Source organism: Ovoidimarina sediminis, from assembly GCF_032586175.1.
Classification (GTDB): domain Bacteria; phylum Pseudomonadota; class Alphaproteobacteria; order Rhodobacterales; family Rhodobacteraceae; genus Ovoidimarina; species Ovoidimarina sediminis.
Genome location: NZ_JAWHTE010000045.1, coordinates 1 through 17,593, shown reverse-complemented (window position 1 = coordinate 17,593; position 17,593 = coordinate 1). Strand labels below are relative to the sequence as shown.

Sequence of the window (17,593 nt, the reverse complement as noted above, 5' to 3'; positions counted from 1 at the left end):
CACCGCGCGCCAATAATGGTGTGGCGTGCGGTGGCTCAACTCTTCGGCTGAGACCGCGTTAATCAATAGACAAGTAATTCAGTCAGTTGACTGCTATCCTGCGCCTACTGGTCATTCATGGCCGTCGGAACGCGGTTTTGGCCCAGAACGTCCGCTGTCGCCGTATGCAGATCCTTACCAGTTCGCGATTGATGTCCGGAGTGCGGACGAAACGGCCGTTCATTGTACCAGCTTAGAGGTCTGACTATCTGCATGCCTTCGCGAGTGCATCTCATCTCATCGATTGAAACAGGACCGGGACAAAGAGCATTATCACCGGCTACTTCGATCAACAGAAATGTGATAACGTTTCACGAACCAGCCTTCCGTTCACTCGGCCTCTTTTGGCTCGAGTAGCACTTGGAGAAACGCGTTCCACGCGCCGGGGCAGCGTTGGAATGGGGAGGTAGAAACCATGGATCGTAGAACGAGTGGAAGGATTGGACCGCTCCTGGCAACGCTGGCTTTGATGTGCGCGTTACTCGGAATGCCTCAGCTCGTGCATTCGCAAAGTGCTGAGACTTTCGAGGAAATGCTTTCAGAAATCACTCAAGGTAGACCCGTAAACGAGGGCCGTGTCTCAATTGCTTCCGACAACATCGTTAAAGTGGACGAACCACTTCTCGTAACGGTCGAGATCAATCCGATGGCCATCGTCAAGGATGAAGATGTGGCTTTGCATCTTCTCATGAGCGACGGACCATGGTCGAAGGCATACACAGCCAAACTACGTACTCATGATGGGCATGCGCATTTCGCAACGAGGGTCAGGGTGAACAAGAGCTGCACGCTGCACGCCATCGTTGAAATCGACGGTCAGGAGCTGTTTGGCGCGACGCAGGATGTGAAAGTCAGCGCTGGCGCATATGTGCGATGAAAGACCAAAGCGTCGGATTGGTTCCCACTATTAATCTTGGCTAACGAAGTGACCGCTGGAGACACCAAGCCAAACGTCGGCCGGGTCAAGCATTCCTCTGCGAAAGTCTTCACGTTGCGCGTCAGTCACTCCTTTGAGGTGTGACGCTATCGCTTGTCGCGCTTTCTTCTCTGCCCCGGTCATAGTAACCGCGGCCTCAGGGACTTTATCTTTTTCCAAAGTTGGCTTTCGAAGCTTGCAGAGTTCTCGAACGCAATCCAGCAAACATTCGAGGAGGGCATCCGTCTCGTGCTTCTGGCGCAGGGCGCTCTCTTCGAGTTGATGTAAGATGCTGTCTATGAACTGCTCGTCGCTCTTTCCATTCATGTCGACCCCCGGTAGCGGCCGCGTTTTCGTTTCTCAATGATCGCATTCGGCGTCGTCAAAACCTTGAGCATCAACGGAGTTGTCGACCCCTGCGGCTGCTCGCGCGTTCATGCCTATTCCCCAAGCTTCGAATGCTCTGATTGCGTATATTATATTCGTATAACGACATGCATCATTGAGCGCCGTCAATTTGGTCGAATACAGGGTTTGACGCCCGCGATAGAAGAGATCTCATTTTCGATGGTAGGTCGGTCTGTTTCGGGCTCGGAACCGTCGTTCGCCACGGTTGTGACGAATGTCCGCTTCTGGGTTTGGGTAGCATATGGGTGACAGACACCCGTGTGGTTGAGAGTGGTGGTATGTGGCGGCATGTGGCGAGTTGCACGCCAAATGCCCAATGTGGCCAACAAGTTGATGTGGCGGCTCGTGGGGGTATGTGGCGGAGTGTGGGTTAACCCGGACCAAATCATAATCCGCGTGTCGGGGGTTCAAGTCCCTCCTCCGCTACCAAAAATCCCATATATTACAAAGGGTTAATAAGACCCGGCGTCACAAGCCGGCAATCTTCTTTCCCTGTTCGAAAGCTGCCCGGCCTCCGGGGCGGTCCGCCGCCGCGTCCCGCCCCGCCCTTCCGGTCGGGGAAGACGCCTACTCCGCCTGGCTGTTCGCCTTGTCGCTGAGCGGCGCAAGCCCGCTCCGGCCCGGCCCCACATCCTCATAGCTCTTGACGTGATCTGACATCATCCCGCCGACGGTCTCGTAATGCGTGCCGAAGGCCGAATTCATCCGGTCGAGCTTTTCCTCCGCAGAGCCGGTCTGCCCGAAATCCGCACTCAGGTTCGGTGCCGCCGGATCGTCGCCCGCCCCGGCCGCCGTAGCCCCAAGCGCCAGAATGGCGGCCGCAAGAATTCCAGATTTTCCCATTTTACCCTCCCACCTTGCCCCGGCCCCAAGACATCGCCGGGCAGGCCAGTTCTAGCGGAAGGCGACAGGGGTGAACTGACGCCGATCAACCTGCAATGCGGCGTCAGCGTCTGAAAAGCGTCCAGGCGCGCAGGTCGTGCAGCACCTTCGCGAGCGCCGCGAGCACGAGGATGCAAAGGAGCGTCTTCGACACCATGCCCATCGTTCCCTCGATCAGAAGCGCGTGCACCACGCTGCCCAGCGCCACGACCACGACGAGCACCGAGTGCCCCAGCCGCCAGAGCCGGGGACGCAGGTGCAGGGGCCGCCGCAGAAGCGCCAGCATCCCGGCGGCAAACAGCGCCCACATGGCGATCACGCCCCAGGCCGAAAACGGCGTGGGCGAGGTGAAGAGAAGCGCGTCGATCACGTCGGGCGGGCTGGTGAGCCAGAGCCCGGCGACGTGCAGGAGGACGCAGGCGATCAGAAGTCCGCCGGTCCAGCGATGCACCCGCCGCCCGAGGGGCCGGGGCAGGCCGGGGAGGTAACCGCCGGCAAGGAGCGGCTGAACCAGGATCAGCGCCATCGCCGCGACACCCGCGAAACCCGCAAGGATGTAGACGGGCGCGCGCCATTCCAGGAACGGGCTGTTCGCCGCGACGGCCAGCGGCCCGATCGTGGCCGCGCCGAGGGCGGCCCAGATCAGAAGCGCGCGGGCGGCGGGCATGAGGGCTCAGGCGGGCTGAAGGACGAAATGCGCCTCGAGGCTCGTATCCTTCGAACTCGGCATCACGGGGCGCAGGAACACCGTCTCGAAATCCCCGCTGTCATAGGCGAGGTGGCCGTGGGGCTGGCCGAACGCGGGCACGATCTGCGGCATTTCCAGCCGGAACACCCCGTTCGCGTCGGTCAGCGTGGCGCCGTGGCTCTGGGGATCGCGCTCATGCCCCTCGGTGGTGTGGGCCCAGATCTGGATGCGGATGCCGTCGAGCGGGGCGCCGTCGCCCGCCCGGCGCACCGTGCCCGACATCCAGAACCCGCCGCCCCCGATCCGTTCGACGATCGGCGCGCCGGGGCGGTAGTTGTTGGCCCCGCCCCGCATCGTCCTGGTGGGCGCGAGCCCTGCGGCGCGGGCGGGCACCAAGAGCCCCGAGGCCCCGGTCAGAAGCGCGGCCGATCCGGTGGCGAGAACCGTGCGGCGGGATGGCATGGGCGTGGTCATCTCTGGTCTCTCCTCTGCGGGCCTTTCGGCATATAGGGGCAGCCCCCTGTCCCGCAAAGCCTAGCGTGCCAGGCCCGGCGATGAACCGCTCCCCACGGTTTCGTGAAGACGCGCGGCCCTAGCGCGCGGGCACCTCCGCGAGGAACCGCCAGACCGGAAGCATGCCTTCAAAGGCGTCGCGGCAGGCGGCGACGAGCCCGGGTTCCGTCACGATCCCCGCGCTCGCCATGTCGCGCCAAGCGGAAAAGCCTTTTCGTTTCAGAGCACTGGCATGGGGGTGGTCGCGCGGATACCCGCGGGGCACCGTCTTCAGATGCGCGTCGCTCAGCCGCAATCCCGCCGCCGTGCAATCTGCTTCGAGCGCGATGAGCCGCGCGCCATCCGGCCCCGCCATGGCAGTGCGGAACGCCTCGAGCCGGGGGCCCGCAAAGGCGAAAACTCCGCACCCGAGGGTGAGCTTTTCGGGCCAGAGCCCGAAGAACCACATCGGCGGATCCTCCCCCGCGCCGTCCGGCGCGAAGGAGATGTGGAGGTACGCGTTATAGGGTGTCTTGTCCTTAGAGAAACGCACATCGCGGTGGATGCGGTAGATCTTCGCCCGATGGTCCGCCCCCGTCAGATCGGCGAGCGCGCCCGCCATCGCGCCCGCGAAGGCCGCGCCAGGTTCTCTCAGCGCGGCCTCGTAGCGGGGCTTTCCGGCGTGAAACCAGTCGCGCGTGTTGTTTGCCTTCAGATCGCTGAGGAAGGGCAGGGTGTCTTCTGGGAAGTGATCGAAACCGCTCATCCCGCCACCCCGCCGAGATAGAGAAGGATCGTCACGCCAAGCACCGCCATGGTGAGCGAGGTGAGCCCGGCTCCGAACGTGCGCCCATGCCCCGTGCCGGTGCCGCGCAGGGCGGTGTAATGCAGAAGCCGCGCGGCGAGCAGGACAATCCCCGCCCCGATCAGAAGCCAGCCGGGTGCGCCCGCAAGCTCAGCCCCCGCCATGGCCAGCAGGGCAAGCGGCACGTATTCTGTGAAATTCGCATGCGCGCGGATCCGTTTCAAAAGATCGTCGTCTTCGCCGTGCAGCATCAGAATGCCGGTCTTCGCCCGCCTCAGCCCCACGGCAACCGCCATGGGAATGCTGAGAAGAACGAAGACCGCCGTGAAGACGAGGGTGATCGGCAGGGGGGCATCCATGGCCAGTCTCCCGATTGCCGCGCCCGCTCAGGACGCCATGCTTTCATAGGTGATGACAGCGAAGCGCGCGCCGTCGGGATCTGACAACGTGGCCATGCGGCCCACGCCGGGCATGTCCATCGCGGGTTGCAGGACGCGGCCGTCCGCGCTTTCCGCCGCCGCCACGGCGGCATCCACATCCGGCACGGTGACGAAGATTGTCCAGGCCCCCGCCGCCTCGGGCATCGAAGAGAAGCCGCCCACCGCCGTGTCGCCAACCTTGATCACGGTGTAGCTGGAACCGTCCTGCATCGGCATTTCCTCGAGGCTCCAGCCCAGCACGTCGCGGTAGAAGCCCTGTGCCTTTGCCTGGTCGGGGCCCGAATAGCCGATCCAGCCGGGGTTTCCGATCGCGCTCATTTTCAGGATGCTCATGTCTTTTTCCTCCATGCTCCGGCCCCGCCCTGGTGCGAGGTCCGACCCGAGGACGTGCCGGGGGCGCGCGATCCGACAGGATCAGGAGGATTTTTTGCACAGGGCGATCTTTTCGCGGATCGCGGCGCGTTCGGGGCCCGTGGGGCCGAGATCGAGCGCCGCCTCGAAGGCCGCACGCGCGCTTTCGGGATCGCCGGTTTCCAAAAGCAGCGCGCCGCGCATGGTGTGAAACCAGCGGTAACCCGACAGGTCGGTCGCAAGCGCCTCCATCTCGTGCAGGGCCACGTCCGGTCCTTCGGTGCGGGCGCGTGCGGCAAGGAGGTTGAGGCGGATGACCGGCGTCGGCTGCATTGCGTAGAGCGTGGAATACAGCGCCTCGATCTGCGCCCAGTCGGTGTCTGCGGCGGTGTGCGCGACCGCGTGCTGCGCGGCGATCGCGGCCTGCACGCGGTAGGGCCCGTTCGCGCCGCTGCGTTCGGCCTTTTGCAGAAGGCTCAGACCCTCGTGGATCATCGCGCGGTTCCAGAGGGTGCGATCCTGATCCTCGAGCGCGACGAGCCCGCCCTCTTCGTCAATCCGCGCCGGGGCGCGGGCGTGCTGGAAGAGGAGAAGCGCCAGAAGTGCCGCCTGTTCGCTGACCCCCGGGAAGAGTTCGAGGAGGAGACGGGCGAGGCGGATCGCCTCGTCGCAGAGCGCCGGGCGGATCTGCACCGTGCCCTCGGAGCCTGACCAGCCTTCGTTGAACATGAGGTAGACCATGAGCCCCACTTCACCGAGCCGCCGGGCGCGTTCTGCCGGGGCCGGGGTTTCGAACGGGACGGGCGTGGCGGCCACCGTCTTTTTCGCGCGGGTGAGGCGCTGTTCCATCGTCTTCGGCTTCACGAGGAAGGCGCGCGCGATCTCGCCGACCGTCAGCCCGGCCACGACTTTCAGTGCAAGCGCAAGCTGATCCTGCCGCGTGAGCGCGGGGTGGCAGCAGATGAAGAGAAGCCTGAGCACATCGTCGCGCAGCGCATCGGGATCGGGCGGCGGGGCATCGCCGGTCATGTCGAGAATGTCCTTGTTCGCGTCAAGGATCGCGGCCCGCCGCGCGGCTTTGCGAAGCCGGTCGAGCCCGGCGTTCCGCCCCACCGTCAGCAGCCAGGCGAAGGGATCGCGCGGGAGCCCGCGTTTGGGCCAGTCTTCCAGCGCCTTCAGGCAGGCCTCGGAAAACGCCTCTTCCGCGAGGTCGATGTCGCGGAAGACCCGCGTCAGGGCCGCGATGGCGCGGGGCCGGTGGGTGGCAAAGCTTGCCTCAAGCCATGCCGACATCTTCCCGTTCCGTCGACAGAACGCCGCCCGCCCAATGGATCGGGCGCACTTCGATCCGCGCGATGGGCGACGAGATGCGGCGGGCATGGGCGAGTGCATCCTCGAGGCTTTCGAATTCGGCGGCATAGAAGCCGAGGAAGCTTTCCTTCGTCTCGGCAAAGGGGCCGTCGAGGACGAGGGGCGGGGTCGTGTCATCCACCGCGGGTTCCAACGTCACGGCCGACGAGGGGGGCATGAGCTTGACCGAGAGGTAATCGCCCCGCGCGCCGAGGGCCTGCTGCAGGCCGGAATGCCCGGCCATCACCTTGTCCTGCGCCGCTTTCGGCAGTTGTTCGAATACGCCGGATTCCCCGTAGATCAGGATCGCATACATCATCGCGGCTCTCCTTTCGTCGCGGTTCATGCTGCAAGGACGCGCGGGAAAAGGCAAAGCCGACAACGGGGGGCGATTATATTCGGTGGGGGCGAGAGCCCCGGCGCGCATAGTGGCGCAGCCGCCGCGCGATCGCCGGACCGTCCCCTCGGTCTGGCGATTTGGCGAGGCTTGGCGCGCCGGCTATGGGGAACGCGGGGGTGCGGGGATAAAGTGTGCCGCTCGGAACTCCGTTCGCCAGCCCACGGTCCGGCGATCGCGCGGCTCGTCTCCCGCGTCCCGGTCGGTCCGGCTTCCCGCTCAGCCGGACGCGTCCGTGACGCAATCGAGGATCGACGCGGCGAGTGCCCGCATCATCGCCTCGTAATGCCCCGCGCCCGGGGCCTGGTCGACGCCAAGGGGATCGAGCGTGCCGATCCCGATCCCCGCGTCATCCGCCAGCGCCTCTGCCGCCGCCGGGCTGTGCTGGGGTTCGCGGAAGACGCAGGCCACGTCGCGGTCTTCGACGAGGTGCCTGAGTTCCGCCAGCCGTCGGGCGCCGGGATCGGCGGCGTCGCCAAGCGCGATGCTGCCCGCAACCGTCACCCCGAAGGCGCGGGCGAAATGCGAATAGGCGTCGTGGAACACCACGATCTCGCGCCCCCCAACCGCCGCAAGATCGCCAGTGAGATCCTGGTGCAGCGCCTCGTAGCGCGCCGCCGCGGCGCGCGCGTTGGCGCGGTAGTGATCGGCGCCCTCGGGATCGGCATCCGCCAGCGCCGCACCGATCGCGTAGAGCCAGGAGACGGCGATATCGGGATCGAGCCAGCCATGGGGGTCGCCCGCGTGGGCGTGATCGTGGCCATCGTCATGCGTGTCGGTCTGTTCCTCTGCATGCCCGTGATCGTGGTCATGGCTGTGGTCGTGCCCGCTCGTCTCTGCCTGTTCCGCCGCGCCGAGAACCTCGACCCCGCCGTCTGTCAGCAGTTCGAGCGTGGGGGTGTCATGGGCCGTGGCGTGCAGCACGTCGTCCAGCCAGGGCGTGAGCCCCGCACCGATCCAGATCACGACGTCGGCCTCTGCGAGCGCCTGCATCCGGCTGGGCCTGAGTTGCGCGGTGTGCGGATCGGCCCCGGCGTCGAGCAGCGAGGTAACATCGCCCCGCTCCCCCATCACATCGGCCACGAGGCCCTGGGTTATGGGGATATCGGTGATGACCCGGGGCGCTTCGGCCCAGGCGGGTAGGGCGAGGACGGTGGAAACAAGGCACGCGAACCCAAGCTGGCGCATTGAATGACATCTCCTTGATGGCAGTTGCCGGATCCCATATAGTATAGGTTATAACATAACAAGACCGACACGATGCCAGATCCCAACGCCTTTGCCCCGCACGACCATTCGGGATGCACGAAGACGGCGCTTGCCGCCGCGGAAGACCTTGCCCGCACGCGCGGCCTGCGCCTGACGCCGGTGCGGCGCAAGGCGCTTGAGATCCTCCTGGAGGAACATCGCGCGCTGGGCGCCTACGAGGTGCTGGAGCGTCTCGCGGCGGCGGGGTTCGGCGGCCAGCCGCCCGTGGCCTATCGCGCGCTCGATTTCCTGGTGGAGCAGGGGCTGGCCCACAAGGTGCGCCGCCTGAACGCCTTCACCGCCTGCGCCCATCCCGGCGAGGATCATGCGCCGGCCTTCTTCATCTGCTCGACCTGTCACACGGTGGCGGAAGCGCCCGAGGCCACGGTGCGTGCGGCGATGGACAAGGTGGCGCGCGAGCTTGGCTTCGCGATCGAACGCACGAGCCTTGAAGCCGTGGGCACCTGCCCCGCCTGCGACGAAGCCGCCTGATGCTGATCGAGGTCGATCACGTCTCGGTCGCCTATGCCGGAAGCCCGGCCCTGGCGAATGTGTCGCTTCGGGTCGACAAGGGCGAAATCGTCACGCTGATCGGGCCGAACGGATCGGGCAAGTCGACGCTGGTGCGCACCGTGCTGGGGATCCTGACGCCGACCAAGGGCACGGTGAAGCGCGCCAAGGGCCTGAGGATCGGGTATGTGCCGCAGAAGCTGGCGATCGATGCGAACCTGCCGATCACGGTGGCGCGGTTCCTGTCGCTGCCCGTCCGGCAGAGTGCCGCTGATATCGCCGCCGCGCTGGCCCGTACCGGGGTGGCGGGGACGGAAGACCGGCAGATGTCGGGCCTGTCGGGCGGCGAGTTTCAGCGCGTTCTGCTGGCGCGCGCGCTTCTGGCACGGCCCGAAATCCTGATCCTCGACGAGCCGACCCAGGGGCTCGACCAGCCCGGGGTGGCGGCCTTCTATACGCTGATCGAAGACCTGAGGCGCGAGACGGGGTGCGCCGTTCTCTTGGTGAGCCACGACCTGCACGTCGTGATGCGGGCGACCGACCGGGTGATCTGCCTCAACGGTCATGTCTGTTGCGAGGGCAGCCCCGATGCGGTGCGCGCCGCGCCAGAGTATCAGGCGCTGTTCGGCGATGGCACGCGGGGCGCGCTGGCGCTTTACCAGCATCACCACGACCACAGCCACGATCACGTTCATTGAGCCGCCCATGCTTGACGATTTCCTGATCCGCGCCGCCCTTGCCGGGGCCGCCGTCGCCCTGGTGGCGGGGCCGCTTGGCGCCTTCGTCATCTGGCGGCGGATGGCCTATTTCGGGGATGCGACGGCGCATGCCGCCGTTCTGGGCGTCGCGCTGGCGCTGGCTTTCGAGGCGTCGGTTTTCGCAGGCACCCTTGTGGTGGCACTTGCAATGGCCGTCACGGCGGTGCGGCTGAAGGGGCGCGGGCATGCGATGGATGCGATCCTTGGCGTTCTGTCGCATTCGGCGCTGGCGATCGGGCTTGTCGCGATTTCCCTGGTGCCGGCGGTGCGGGTGGATCTGACGGCATGGCTGTTCGGCGATATCCTGTCGGTCTCGCGCGCCGATCTCGCCGTGATCTGGGGCGCGGCGGTGGTGGCGCTCGGGCTTCTCGTCTGGCGCTGGCGGCCGCTTCTGACCGCGACGCTGAACACCGAGCTTGCGGCAGCCTCGGGGATCGATCCGAGGCGGGAGGATCTGACATTGACACTTGCGCTTGCGCTTGTGGTGGCGCTGGCGCTGAAGGTGGTGGGGGCGCTTCTGATCGCGGCGATGCTGATCGTGCCCGCCGCCGCGGCACGGAGCCTTGCGCGCACGCCCGAGGGCATGGCGCTTGGGGCGACGGTGATCGGGCTCGCCTCCGTCGCGCTGGGGCTTCAGGGATCGCTTCGGTTCGATACGCCCGCCGGGCCGTCGATCGTGACAGCGGCGGCGGTGTTCTTCGTGCTGTCCTTCGTGTTCGGGCCGCTTCTCAGGGCAGTGCGTTCGCACGGGCGATGAGATCGACGCCCATCTGGCCGAACAGATCGACGTAATCGAGGCAGACCCAGTTTTCGGCGATCTTGCCGCGCGGCCCGGTGAAATCGCAGCGGTAGAAATCCATCACCCGGAGCGTCAGCGCCTTGCCCGTAGCCGGGACGCCCAGGTAATCGCCCTGGTGCGTCATGGTCATCGAGGGCCAGCCGGAGACGGCGGCATAGTTGCCATCGCCGATCCGGCAGTAATGGTTGCCGCCCTTGCGGTCGGGGAAGGCGTGGAGGAAGGCGGCGCGGTGATCGTCGACGAAGCCTTGCCACCGGTAGGTGGAGCCGATGCCGCCCGGGCCGTACCAGAGCATTTCGTCGTGCCACACCCCGTCGTCCCCGGTCTGGCCGGGGGAGGCGCTGGTGTCGGGATCGAAAACGTGAAGGTCCGACAGCATGGCCTGCACGAGATCGAGGCTTGCCCGGCCGTCGCCCGTCCCGGGGCAGACACCGTCATGGGTGGCGGGGCCGGGGAAGAGCATTTCGGTTCCGAGGTCGGGCGGAAAGGGGTTGCGGCCCGCCTGGCGGGCGAGATCGGGAAGGTCGAAGAGGATTTTCGCCTCGGTGATCCGCCCGCCCTCGATGCGGTAGAACTCGCCGGAGCGCAGTAAGGCGAGGCGGCCGGAGGGGCGGAGCCCGAAAAGCGGCGCGGCGAAGGTGCCCACGTAATGGGTGAGGATCACGACCCAGCGGCCGCCCGGATCGCGGATGTTGTCGCCGCCGATCACGATCTCGTCGCGGCGGCGAAGCCCCGTCATGGCGGCGCGGAGGGGGGCCACGAATCCCCCGACGATCGCGTCGCGCCCCTCGAGCTGGTTGACGGGGGCCGCCACGTCCCAGATCGCGTCTTCCGCGATGAGACCCGTGGCCTCCACCGCCCCGCCGGGGCTTTCTGGGGAGAAGAGGCGATCAAGCCCCGTCGCAATTTCTGCCCTGAAATCAGACATTAACCTGCTGCCTTCCGAATTTCTCGACGCTCTGCCGAAAAAACTCTTGGCAAACCTGCACGCCCAAGTCTAGCCTTTTTGCAAACGTGTGCAAAATGCACCGTCAGGGGGGTCGCGATGGCCGAAATTCAACTTCGCAACGTGTCGAAGCGATGGGGATCCTTCGTTGGTGTGGCGAATTTCGATCTGACGATCGCGGATGAGGAGTTTCTTGTGCTGCTCGGCCCCTCGGGCTGCGGCAAGACGACGACGATGCGGATGATCGCGGGGCTCGAGGAGGCGACCGAGGGCGAAATCGTGATCGACGGGCGCGTCGTCAATGACCTTGATCCGAAGGACCGGGACATCGCGATGGTGTTTCAATCCTACGGCCTTTACCCGAACATGAACGTTTACGAGAACATCCGCTTCCCGCTGAAGGTGCGGAAGGTGCCCGAGGCGGAACACGAGACCCGGGTGATGAAGGCGGCGGCGATGGTGGAGCTTGAGCCGTTCCTGCACCGCAAGCCCGCCGAACTGTCGGGCGGGCAGCGGCAGCGCGTGGCGCTGGCGCGCGCCATCGTGCGGGAGCCGAACGTGTTTCTGATGGACGAGCCGCTGTCGAACCTCGACGCGAAGCTGCGCGTGTCGACCCGGGCGCAGATCAAGAACCTGAGCCACGAACTGAAGGTGACGACGATCTATGTCACCCATGACCAGATCGAGGCGATGACGCTGGCCGACCGGGTGGTGATCATGAAACAGGGGGTCGTGCAGCAGGTGGGCACGCCCGTCGATATCTATGACAACCCGGCCAACACCTTTGTCGCGGGGTTCATCGGGTCCCCCGCGATGAACCTGATGGACGGCGATCTGAAGGACGGCACCTTCACCGGCCAGAACGTGACGATCCAAGGGCTTTCGGGGCCGAACGGCGCGGTGACGCTGGGCTTTCGGGCCGAGGATGCGGCGATCGCGGATGGCCCGGCCGAGATCGAGGCCAAGGTTTATACGATGGAGCTTCTGGGCGATGCGACGATGATCACCGTGCGCGCGGGCGGGGCGCTTGTCAGTGTGAAGGCCCATAAGGAGTACCGCGCCGAGATCGGCGATACCGTGCGCCTCTCGGTGCCTGCCGAAATCTGCCACCTGTTCGACAGCCAGGACGGCCGGAGGATCGGGGCGGCGTGACATGACCAGGCGTCGCGCGGACGCGCGGGGCCGAACTGAAATGGGGTGCGGGCTTCGAAGACGCACCCGTTGAAACCAGGGAGTGACCCAAACGATGATCTTCAGACACCTACTTCTTGCCGGGGCTGCGAGCCTTGCCATGGCCGCAGCCGCACAGGCCGACTGCGCGTTCGAGAACACCCAGGAAGTGACCATGCTGTCGGCCGGGTTCGAGGCGTGGAAATCGGTGACGGATGCGATGGCGGAATGCGGGAATGTCAACGCGGAGCTTGACCAGGAATTCCGCACCAAGCAGCCCGCCGCCTTTGCGGCGAACCCCTCGCTCTACCAGCTCGGCGGCGTGTCGAACGGCACGATCACGCCGCTGCTGGCGGAAGGCACGATCCGGCCCCTGGACGATCTGGTCGCGAAATACGGCGGCGGCCTTTCGCCCAACCAGCTGATCAAGGTGGACGGCAAGACCATGGCCATCGCGATGATGGTGAACACCCAGCACATGATGTACCGCAAGGATATCTTCGAGGATCTGGGGATCGACGTGCCGGCGACGTGGGACGACGTGCTGGCCGCGGCCGAGACGATCAAGGCGGCGGGTGTCGTCGACTATCCGCTGGGCGCCACGATGCAGTCGGGCTGGAACCTCGCGCAGGATTTCAACAACATGTTCCTGGGTTTCGGCGGCACCTTCGTGAACGCCGATTCGACGCCTGCGGTGAATTCCGAGGCCGGAATGAAGGCGCTGGAGATGATGAAGGCGCTGACGGCCTATATGGATCCCGAATACCTCGTGTCGGATTCCACCTATGTTCAGCAGCAGTTCCAGCAGGGCAAGATCGCGATGGCGAACCTCTGGGCCAGCCGCGGATCGGCCATGGATGACCCCAATGAAAGCCAGGTCGTCGGCAAGGTTGGTGCTGCCGCCGCGCCGCTGGCGATGGAGGGCGGGGCGCCCGCCACCACGCTGTGGTGGGATGGTATCGTGGTGGCCGCGAATATCAGCGACGAAGAGGCCGACAACGCCTTCCGCGTGGCGATGGAAGGGCTCGACACAGATATGGTGACCGAGAACAACGCCGACGCCATCTGGCTGATCCAGGGCTATCAACCGAACGATATGGCCCAGGGCGCGATCGCGACCGCCACGGCCTCGCCCGCGCCGGCCCCCTATCCCTCGACTGCGCAGATGGGGCTGATGCACACCGCGCTTGGCAACGAGCTTCCGGCCTTCTTCACCGGCGAGCGTTCGGCCCAGGCGACGCTCGAGGCGATCGAGGCGGCCTATACGACCGCCGCGCAGGAAGCCGGTATCCTGAAATAAGCCAGACCTCCGCGGGCGGCCCCTGCCGCCCGCGGCCCGCATCACCCCGGGGGACCGTCAGATGAAATTCCGCACCTTCGCGATGTTCGTCGGGCCATCGGTGTTCCTGATGCTTCTGTTCATCGCGGCCCCCCTTGTTTCCGTCTTCCTGCAATCCTTTCAGATCACCCAGCCCGTTCTGGAGGTGCAGGAGGTGGAAACCTGTACGCCGGGCTTCCTGACCCAGACCTGCACGGTGGAGACGAAGACGGTGCCGGTGCTGGATGAGGCCGGGAACGTTCTGACCACCACCGAATGGGTGGGGTTCCTGAGCTATCAGCGGGTGTTGCAGCTTGACCGGGTGAAAGCCGCGATATCGTCGGGCAACTGGGGCGAGATCCTGACGATCGATTTCTGGAAGGCGCTGCGGTTCACGCTGACCTTCACGCTTTTCACCCTGCCTTTCGTGATTGGCGTGGGGCTGGCCATCGCAGTGGTCGTGAACAATCTGACCAAATCGCTGAAAGGCCCGGTGATCTTCATCTCGCTTCTGCCCTTCATCATCACGCCGGTGATCGGGGCGCTCTCGATCCGGTGGCTGTTCTATGGCGACGGGATCGTGACCGTCTGGCTCGAGGCGCTGATGAACACCGATCTGTCGATTGCCGCCAATGGCTGGGCCGTCGAATTCCTGATGATGTTCTACCGCGTCTGGCACGTGGCGCCGTTCGCCTTCGTGATCTTCTATGCCGGGCTTCAGACGGTGAACCAGGATACGCTGGAGAGCGCGATCATCGACGGGGCGTCGCGGTGGGACAGGATGCGCTATGTCGTGATCCCGCACCTGATGCCGCTGATCATCTTCATCACGCTCATTCACCTGATGGATGCCTACCGCGCCTTCGAAGAGGTCGTGGGCTTTTCGAGCCAGGCGCAGAGGATCACGCTGCAATGGCTGACCTACGATTTCATGGTGCCGGACGATGCGGGCAACCGGGCGATCAGCCGGGCCTCGGCGAGCGCGATGCTGACGATGATCGGGATCATCATCATCCTGCTGCCGCCGCTGCGCCGGACCTGGCGCGATCAAAAGGGAGGCTAGGAGATGTCGACGCCCAAGGCCCTTGCACAGCCCGCCTCGCTGAAACTCGCCTCGAACGCGTTTCTGATCTTCTGGATCTTCCTGGCGGCCTTTCCGCTGTTCTGGATCCTTGCGATGAGCTTCAAGGCGCCGGTGGATGCGTTTTCATCGAACGCGCTTGACGTGATCTTCGGGCCCGAGACGCTGGCCGACGGGAACGGATTGTCGATCCTCGACATCGTGGCGGGGGTGGCGGTGCTTTTCGTCACCGCCCGCGCGGCGGTGGCCTGGCTGATGCCGATGGCGGCGGGCGAGGGGATCCTGCAGAAGATCTTCAGCTGGCTGGTGATCTGCATCGGATTCGCCGCGATGTTCGTTCTGGTGTTCTTCTTTATTCTGCCGCTTGTGATGGGGCCGGTGAACGACATCGCGGGGGTTCTGGGCCGCCCGGTTCTGGGGCTGACGACGGAGCATTATCACGCGGTCTGGGTGGAGAACGAGTTCTGGCGGAACTTCCGGAACTCCCTGATCGTGACGGCGGGGGTGGTGACGATATCGCTGACCGTGGGCACGCTGGCGGGCTATGGGCTTGCGCGGTCGGGATCGAACCTCGCGTTCTGGATCCTGATCATCGCGCTTGTCTTCCGGGCCCTGCCGCATTCGGTGCTTGTTGCAGGCTACCTGCCCGTCTTCATCAATTCCGCCGAGATCCTGAAACCCATCCTCGGGGAAAAAGCCCCCACGCTTTACGGCCAGCCCCTTGCGGTGATCGCGGTGCTGGTATCGATCAACCAGCCGTTCACGATCTGGATGCTGCGCTCGTTCTTCCAGAACATCCCCGTCGATCTGGACGAAAGCGCGCGGGTCGACGGATGCACGCATTTCCAGGCATTCCGCTGGGTGATCATGCCGGTGATGTGGCCCGGCGTGATCACCACGGGCCTTTTTTCGTTCCTGCTGGCCTATAACGATTTTCTCGTCACATCCCTGCTTCTCGATGCGCAGAACCAGACGATGGTTCCGGCGATCGCGGGCTATTTTAACCGCGAGACGACGACCACCGATCAGGTCGAGGCGGTGGCCGCCGCCGTGTCGATTACCGCACCCCTTTTCCTTCTCGTCATGGTATTCCAGAGGCAGATCGTGAGCGGGCTGACCGCGGGGGCCGTGAAAGGGTGAGGTGAATGGGGCTGACTGTGACGGTGGGGGTGCCGGCGGAGGGTGACGGGGCCGCGGAGATCGAGGCCGATATGAAGGCGATCAACGCCGCGCTGAAGGAGGCGGGGCACCGGACGCACAAGGAGCCAGGGAAAGGCGAGGTGTGGTCGGCGGACGGGTATTTCTATTACGGCCTTCATGCCGCGCGGGAGGTGGCCGCGCGGCTGGTTTACGGAGAGCCGATTCCCCGGGACCGGCCGATCACCGGCAAGGAAAGCCCGACCGCCGAACGGCATTACGCCGAGCTTCTGGAGCGTCTGCTGGAGGCCCCGGCGGTTGGGTTTCTGAAGCGGCTGTTCGGGGGTGGCCCGGCGCTTCACGACTATGCGCATCTTGCCTGTCATTCCGATGCCGAGGGCTATTACGTGCCGGTGGATTTCAAGGCACCGGTCATCCCGCGCGAGATCGCGGCGGGGACGAAGCACCTCTGGCCCCTGGGATCGAGCCAGCGGCTTCTGGACGAGACGACGCGGCTGGCCCGGGCGCTGGAGATCCCCGAAGGGATGGGCCACGGGGACGCTGAGCTTCAGCGCTGGCTGGAAGGGGCCGACGACACGCCCGAGGCGCTGTGGCAGGCGCATCCCATCGCCGCCTATTCCTGTCTGATGCTGCGCGAGGCGGCGCAGCGTTCGGTGGCCGCGAAGGCGGCGATCCGGTTCTGCTAGGCGGCGGATGGGCGAGCGTGTGACATCCCTCGACGTGGCCCGGCTGGCCGGTGTGAGCCGTTCGGCGGTGAGCCGGGCCTTCACGCCGGGGGCCAGCGTGTCGAAAGGGACGGCGGCGAAGGTGCGCGCGGCGGCCGAGCAGCTCGGCTATCGCCCGAACGTGCTGGCGCGGTCGCTTCTGACGGGCCGGAGCCGGGTGATCGGGCTGGTGGTGGCCTATCTCGACGGGCATTTCTATCCCGGCGTGGTGGAGAAACTGTCGAACGCGTTTCAGGCGGAAGGCTATCACGTGCTGATCTTCATGGCCTCGCGCGATGCCGGGAACCTCGACCAGGTGGCGCGCGAGATGATGGATTACCAGGTGGATGCGCTGGTTCTGGCCTCGGTCGAGATGACATCGGACATCACGCGGCAATGCCGCGACACGGGGGTGCCCGTGATCCTGTTCAACCGGCGTCAGGAACAGGCGGGCGAGCTTGCCGTCGTCTCGGACAACCAGCAGGGCGGGCGGCTGGTGGCGGCGCATTTCGCCGCGCTGGGGCGGCGGCGGATCGGGTATATCGCGGGGCTCGACAGCGCCTCGACCCAGCGGGACCGGGAGGCGGGTTTCGTCGCGGGGCTGGAGGAGGCGGGGCTGCGGCTTCACGCCCGGGCGAGCGGCGCGTTCCGGCCCGATCAGGCGCGGGACGCGACGGTTGAGATGTTCGGGCGGGCGGACCGGCCCGATGCCGTCTTCGTGGCGTCGGACGCGATGGCGCTGGCGGTGATGGATACGCTGCGGTTCGAGTTGGGCCTGAACGTGCCCGGGGACGTGGCGGTGGCCGGGTTCGACGATGTGCCGATCGCGGGCTGGCCGTCTTACCGGCTGACCTCGGTCCGGCAGGATGTGGACGGGATGGTGGCCGATACGGTGCGGCTGACCATCGCGCGGGTCGAGGGACGGCCGGAGCCCGCGCCGTTGCCCCGGCCCGTGACGCTGTCGGTGCGCGTCTCCACCACCGGGTAGCGGGGGCGCTGCCCCCGTCCCGGGCAGGGCCCGGGACTCCCCCGGAGTATTTTCGCCAAAATGAAGCTTAGAGCGTCGTCCCGAAAACCTGAATCGATGGGATTCCCACAGCGTTGATTTTGTGATTCACCATATTTGGAGGTGG

Annotated in this window: 21 protein-coding genes and 1 tRNA gene; 11 read left to right on the top strand and 11 right to left on the bottom strand. The window is 65.5% G+C overall.

Annotation, left to right across the window (positions count from 1 at the left end):
• Positions 1-454 precede the first annotated feature (454 nt).
• The gene (locus tag RXV90_RS25060) at positions 455-916 is read left to right on the top strand and encodes a thiosulfate oxidation carrier protein SoxY (RefSeq protein ID WP_316653036.1); all 462 of its coding nucleotides are present in this window, start codon (positions 455-457) and stop codon (positions 914-916) included.
• A gap of 30 nt (positions 917-946) precedes the next feature.
• Here the strand turns inward: RXV90_RS25060 and RXV90_RS25055 are convergent, their stop codons facing one another.
• A complete protein-coding gene (locus tag RXV90_RS25055) occupies positions 947-1,282 on the bottom strand; it encodes a hypothetical protein (protein WP_316653034.1) in 336 nt (111 codons plus the stop codon).
• A gap of 438 nt (positions 1,283-1,720) precedes the next feature.
• Here RXV90_RS25055 and RXV90_RS25050 point away from each other — a divergent pair.
• A tRNA-OTHER gene (locus RXV90_RS25050) sits at positions 1,721-1,792 on the top strand.
• Positions 1,793-1,930: 138 nt separating this feature from the next.
• Here the strand turns inward: RXV90_RS25050 and RXV90_RS25045 are convergent.
• From RXV90_RS25045 to RXV90_RS25005, 9 genes are all read right to left on the bottom strand, one after another.
• Positions 1,931-2,206 (bottom strand): hypothetical protein, encoded by a 276-nt coding sequence (locus RXV90_RS25045; protein WP_316653033.1) that lies wholly within the window; start codon positions 2,204-2,206, stop codon positions 1,931-1,933.
• A gap of 103 nt (positions 2,207-2,309) precedes the next feature.
• Complete coding sequence (locus tag RXV90_RS25040; RefSeq protein WP_316653031.1) at positions 2,310-2,912, bottom strand: ferric reductase-like transmembrane domain-containing protein; 603 nt, start codon at positions 2,910-2,912, stop codon at positions 2,310-2,312.
• A gap of 6 nt (positions 2,913-2,918) precedes the next feature.
• Entirely contained in the window at positions 2,919-3,407 is a 489-nt protein-coding gene (locus RXV90_RS25035; RefSeq protein WP_316653029.1) for a peptidase associated/transthyretin-like domain-containing protein, read from the bottom strand.
• 118 nt (positions 3,408-3,525) lie between these two features.
• A complete protein-coding gene (locus RXV90_RS25030; protein ID WP_316653027.1) occupies positions 3,526-4,191 on the bottom strand; it encodes a DUF2461 domain-containing protein in 666 nt (221 codons plus the stop codon).
• The gene (locus RXV90_RS25025) at positions 4,188-4,589 is read right to left on the bottom strand and encodes an MAPEG family protein (RefSeq protein WP_316653025.1); all 402 of its coding nucleotides are present in this window, start codon (positions 4,587-4,589) and stop codon (positions 4,188-4,190) included. The genes RXV90_RS25030 and RXV90_RS25025 overlap by 4 nt, the downstream gene beginning before the upstream one ends.
• Before the next feature lie 27 nt (positions 4,590-4,616).
• Positions 4,617-5,003 (bottom strand): VOC family protein, encoded by a 387-nt coding sequence (locus RXV90_RS25020; protein WP_316653024.1) that lies wholly within the window; start codon positions 5,001-5,003, stop codon positions 4,617-4,619.
• An 81-nt stretch (positions 5,004-5,084) separates the two neighbouring features.
• On the bottom strand, positions 5,085-6,314 hold the full coding sequence (locus RXV90_RS25015) for an RNA polymerase sigma factor (protein WP_316653022.1): 1,230 nt from the start codon (positions 6,312-6,314) through the stop codon (positions 5,085-5,087).
• Positions 6,298-6,690 carry a YciI family protein gene (locus RXV90_RS25010; RefSeq protein WP_316653020.1) on the bottom strand — a complete coding sequence of 131 codons (393 nt, stop codon included), beginning with the start codon at positions 6,688-6,690 and terminating at the stop codon, positions 6,298-6,300. The genes RXV90_RS25015 and RXV90_RS25010 overlap by 17 nt, the downstream gene beginning before the upstream one ends.
• Positions 6,691-6,987: 297 nt before the next feature.
• Entirely contained in the window at positions 6,988-7,956 is a 969-nt protein-coding gene (locus RXV90_RS25005; protein WP_316653018.1) for a zinc ABC transporter substrate-binding protein, read from the bottom strand.
• A gap of 72 nt (positions 7,957-8,028) precedes the next feature.
• Here RXV90_RS25005 and RXV90_RS25000 point away from each other — a divergent pair, with 72 nt between their 5' ends.
• The 3 genes from RXV90_RS25000 to RXV90_RS24990 are packed head-to-tail and all read left to right on the top strand — an operon-like array spanning position 8,029 to position 10,041.
• Positions 8,029-8,508, top strand: coding sequence for a Fur family transcriptional regulator (locus tag RXV90_RS25000; protein ID WP_316653016.1), 480 nt, complete (start codon positions 8,029-8,031; stop codon positions 8,506-8,508).
• Entirely contained in the window at positions 8,505-9,224 is a 720-nt protein-coding gene (locus RXV90_RS24995; protein WP_410482401.1) for a metal ABC transporter ATP-binding protein, read from the top strand. Before RXV90_RS25000 ends, RXV90_RS24995 begins: the two co-directional genes overlap by 4 nt.
• A 7-nt stretch (positions 9,225-9,231) precedes the next feature.
• Positions 9,232-10,041, top strand: a complete 810-nt coding sequence (locus RXV90_RS24990) for a metal ABC transporter permease (RefSeq protein WP_316653038.1) — start codon at positions 9,232-9,234, stop codon at positions 10,039-10,041.
• On the opposite strand, the gene RXV90_RS24985 is transcribed toward RXV90_RS24990, so the two are convergent.
• Positions 10,013-11,011: an ester cyclase gene (locus tag RXV90_RS24985; protein WP_316653012.1), complete on the bottom strand. Its 999-nt coding sequence runs from the start codon at positions 11,009-11,011 to the stop codon at positions 10,013-10,015. The genes RXV90_RS24990 and RXV90_RS24985 overlap by 29 nt on opposite strands.
• 117 nt (positions 11,012-11,128) lie before the next feature.
• On the opposite strand from RXV90_RS24985, the gene RXV90_RS24980 reads away from it, so the two are divergent.
• From RXV90_RS24980 to RXV90_RS24955, 6 genes are all read left to right on the top strand, one after another.
• A complete protein-coding gene (locus RXV90_RS24980) occupies positions 11,129-12,181 on the top strand; it encodes an ABC transporter ATP-binding protein (protein WP_316653010.1) in 1,053 nt (350 codons plus the stop codon).
• A gap of 94 nt (positions 12,182-12,275) precedes the next feature.
• Entirely contained in the window at positions 12,276-13,499 is a 1,224-nt protein-coding gene (locus tag RXV90_RS24975) for an ABC transporter substrate-binding protein (RefSeq protein WP_316653008.1), read from the top strand.
• A 61-nt stretch (positions 13,500-13,560) separates the two neighbouring features.
• The gene (locus RXV90_RS24970; RefSeq protein WP_316653006.1) at positions 13,561-14,580 is read left to right on the top strand and encodes a carbohydrate ABC transporter permease; all 1,020 of its coding nucleotides are present in this window, start codon (positions 13,561-13,563) and stop codon (positions 14,578-14,580) included.
• Positions 14,581-14,583: 3 nt separating this feature from the next.
• Positions 14,584-15,738 carry a carbohydrate ABC transporter permease gene (locus RXV90_RS24965; protein WP_316653004.1) on the top strand — a complete coding sequence of 385 codons (1,155 nt, stop codon included), beginning with the start codon at positions 14,584-14,586 and terminating at the stop codon, positions 15,736-15,738.
• Positions 15,739-15,743: 5 nt separating this feature from the next.
• Complete coding sequence (locus tag RXV90_RS24960; RefSeq protein WP_316653002.1) at positions 15,744-16,442, top strand: hypothetical protein; 699 nt, start codon at positions 15,744-15,746, stop codon at positions 16,440-16,442.
• A gap of 7 nt (positions 16,443-16,449) precedes the next feature.
• A complete protein-coding gene (locus RXV90_RS24955) occupies positions 16,450-17,448 on the top strand; it encodes a LacI family DNA-binding transcriptional regulator (RefSeq protein WP_316653000.1) in 999 nt (332 codons plus the stop codon).
• The last annotated feature ends 145 nt before the right edge of the window (positions 17,449-17,593 follow it).

Excerpts from the sequence above, each read along its gene's own strand:
- RXV90_RS25060 (WP_316653036.1), top strand. The coding sequence starts at position 455 with ATGGATCGTAGAACGAGTGGAAGGATTGGACCGCTCCTGGCAACGCTG.
- RXV90_RS25055 (WP_316653034.1), bottom strand. The coding sequence starts at position 1,282 with ATGAATGGAAAGAGCGACGAGCAGTTCATAGACAGCATCTTACATCAA.
- RXV90_RS25045 (WP_316653033.1), bottom strand. The coding sequence starts at position 2,206 with ATGGGAAAATCTGGAATTCTTGCGGCCGCCATTCTGGCGCTTGGGGCT.
- RXV90_RS25040 (WP_316653031.1), bottom strand. The coding sequence starts at position 2,912 with ATGCCCGCCGCCCGCGCGCTTCTGATCTGGGCCGCCCTCGGCGCGGCC.
- RXV90_RS25035 (WP_316653029.1), bottom strand. The coding sequence starts at position 3,407 with ATGACCACGCCCATGCCATCCCGCCGCACGGTTCTCGCCACCGGATCG.
- RXV90_RS25030 (WP_316653027.1), bottom strand. The coding sequence starts at position 4,191 with ATGAGCGGTTTCGATCACTTCCCAGAAGACACCCTGCCCTTCCTCAGC.
- RXV90_RS25025 (WP_316653025.1), bottom strand. The coding sequence starts at position 4,589 with ATGGATGCCCCCCTGCCGATCACCCTCGTCTTCACGGCGGTCTTCGTT.
- RXV90_RS25020 (WP_316653024.1), bottom strand. The coding sequence starts at position 5,003 with ATGAGCATCCTGAAAATGAGCGCGATCGGAAACCCCGGCTGGATCGGC.
- RXV90_RS25015 (WP_316653022.1), bottom strand. The coding sequence starts at position 6,314 with ATGTCGGCATGGCTTGAGGCAAGCTTTGCCACCCACCGGCCCCGCGCC.
- RXV90_RS25010 (WP_316653020.1), bottom strand. The coding sequence starts at position 6,690 with ATGATGTATGCGATCCTGATCTACGGGGAATCCGGCGTATTCGAACAA.
- RXV90_RS25005 (WP_316653018.1), bottom strand. The coding sequence starts at position 7,956 with ATGCGCCAGCTTGGGTTCGCGTGCCTTGTTTCCACCGTCCTCGCCCTA.
- RXV90_RS25000 (WP_316653016.1), top strand. The coding sequence starts at position 8,029 with ATGCCAGATCCCAACGCCTTTGCCCCGCACGACCATTCGGGATGCACG.
- RXV90_RS24990 (WP_316653038.1), top strand. The coding sequence starts at position 9,232 with ATGCTTGACGATTTCCTGATCCGCGCCGCCCTTGCCGGGGCCGCCGTC.
- RXV90_RS24985 (WP_316653012.1), bottom strand. The coding sequence starts at position 11,011 with ATGTCTGATTTCAGGGCAGAAATTGCGACGGGGCTTGATCGCCTCTTC.
- RXV90_RS24980 (WP_316653010.1), top strand. The coding sequence starts at position 11,129 with ATGGCCGAAATTCAACTTCGCAACGTGTCGAAGCGATGGGGATCCTTC.
- RXV90_RS24975 (WP_316653008.1), top strand. The coding sequence starts at position 12,276 with ATGATCTTCAGACACCTACTTCTTGCCGGGGCTGCGAGCCTTGCCATG.
- RXV90_RS24970 (WP_316653006.1), top strand. The coding sequence starts at position 13,561 with ATGAAATTCCGCACCTTCGCGATGTTCGTCGGGCCATCGGTGTTCCTG.
- RXV90_RS24965 (WP_316653004.1), top strand. The coding sequence starts at position 14,584 with ATGTCGACGCCCAAGGCCCTTGCACAGCCCGCCTCGCTGAAACTCGCC.
- RXV90_RS24960 (WP_316653002.1), top strand. The coding sequence starts at position 15,744 with ATGGGGCTGACTGTGACGGTGGGGGTGCCGGCGGAGGGTGACGGGGCC.
- RXV90_RS24955 (WP_316653000.1), top strand. The coding sequence starts at position 16,450 with ATGGGCGAGCGTGTGACATCCCTCGACGTGGCCCGGCTGGCCGGTGTG.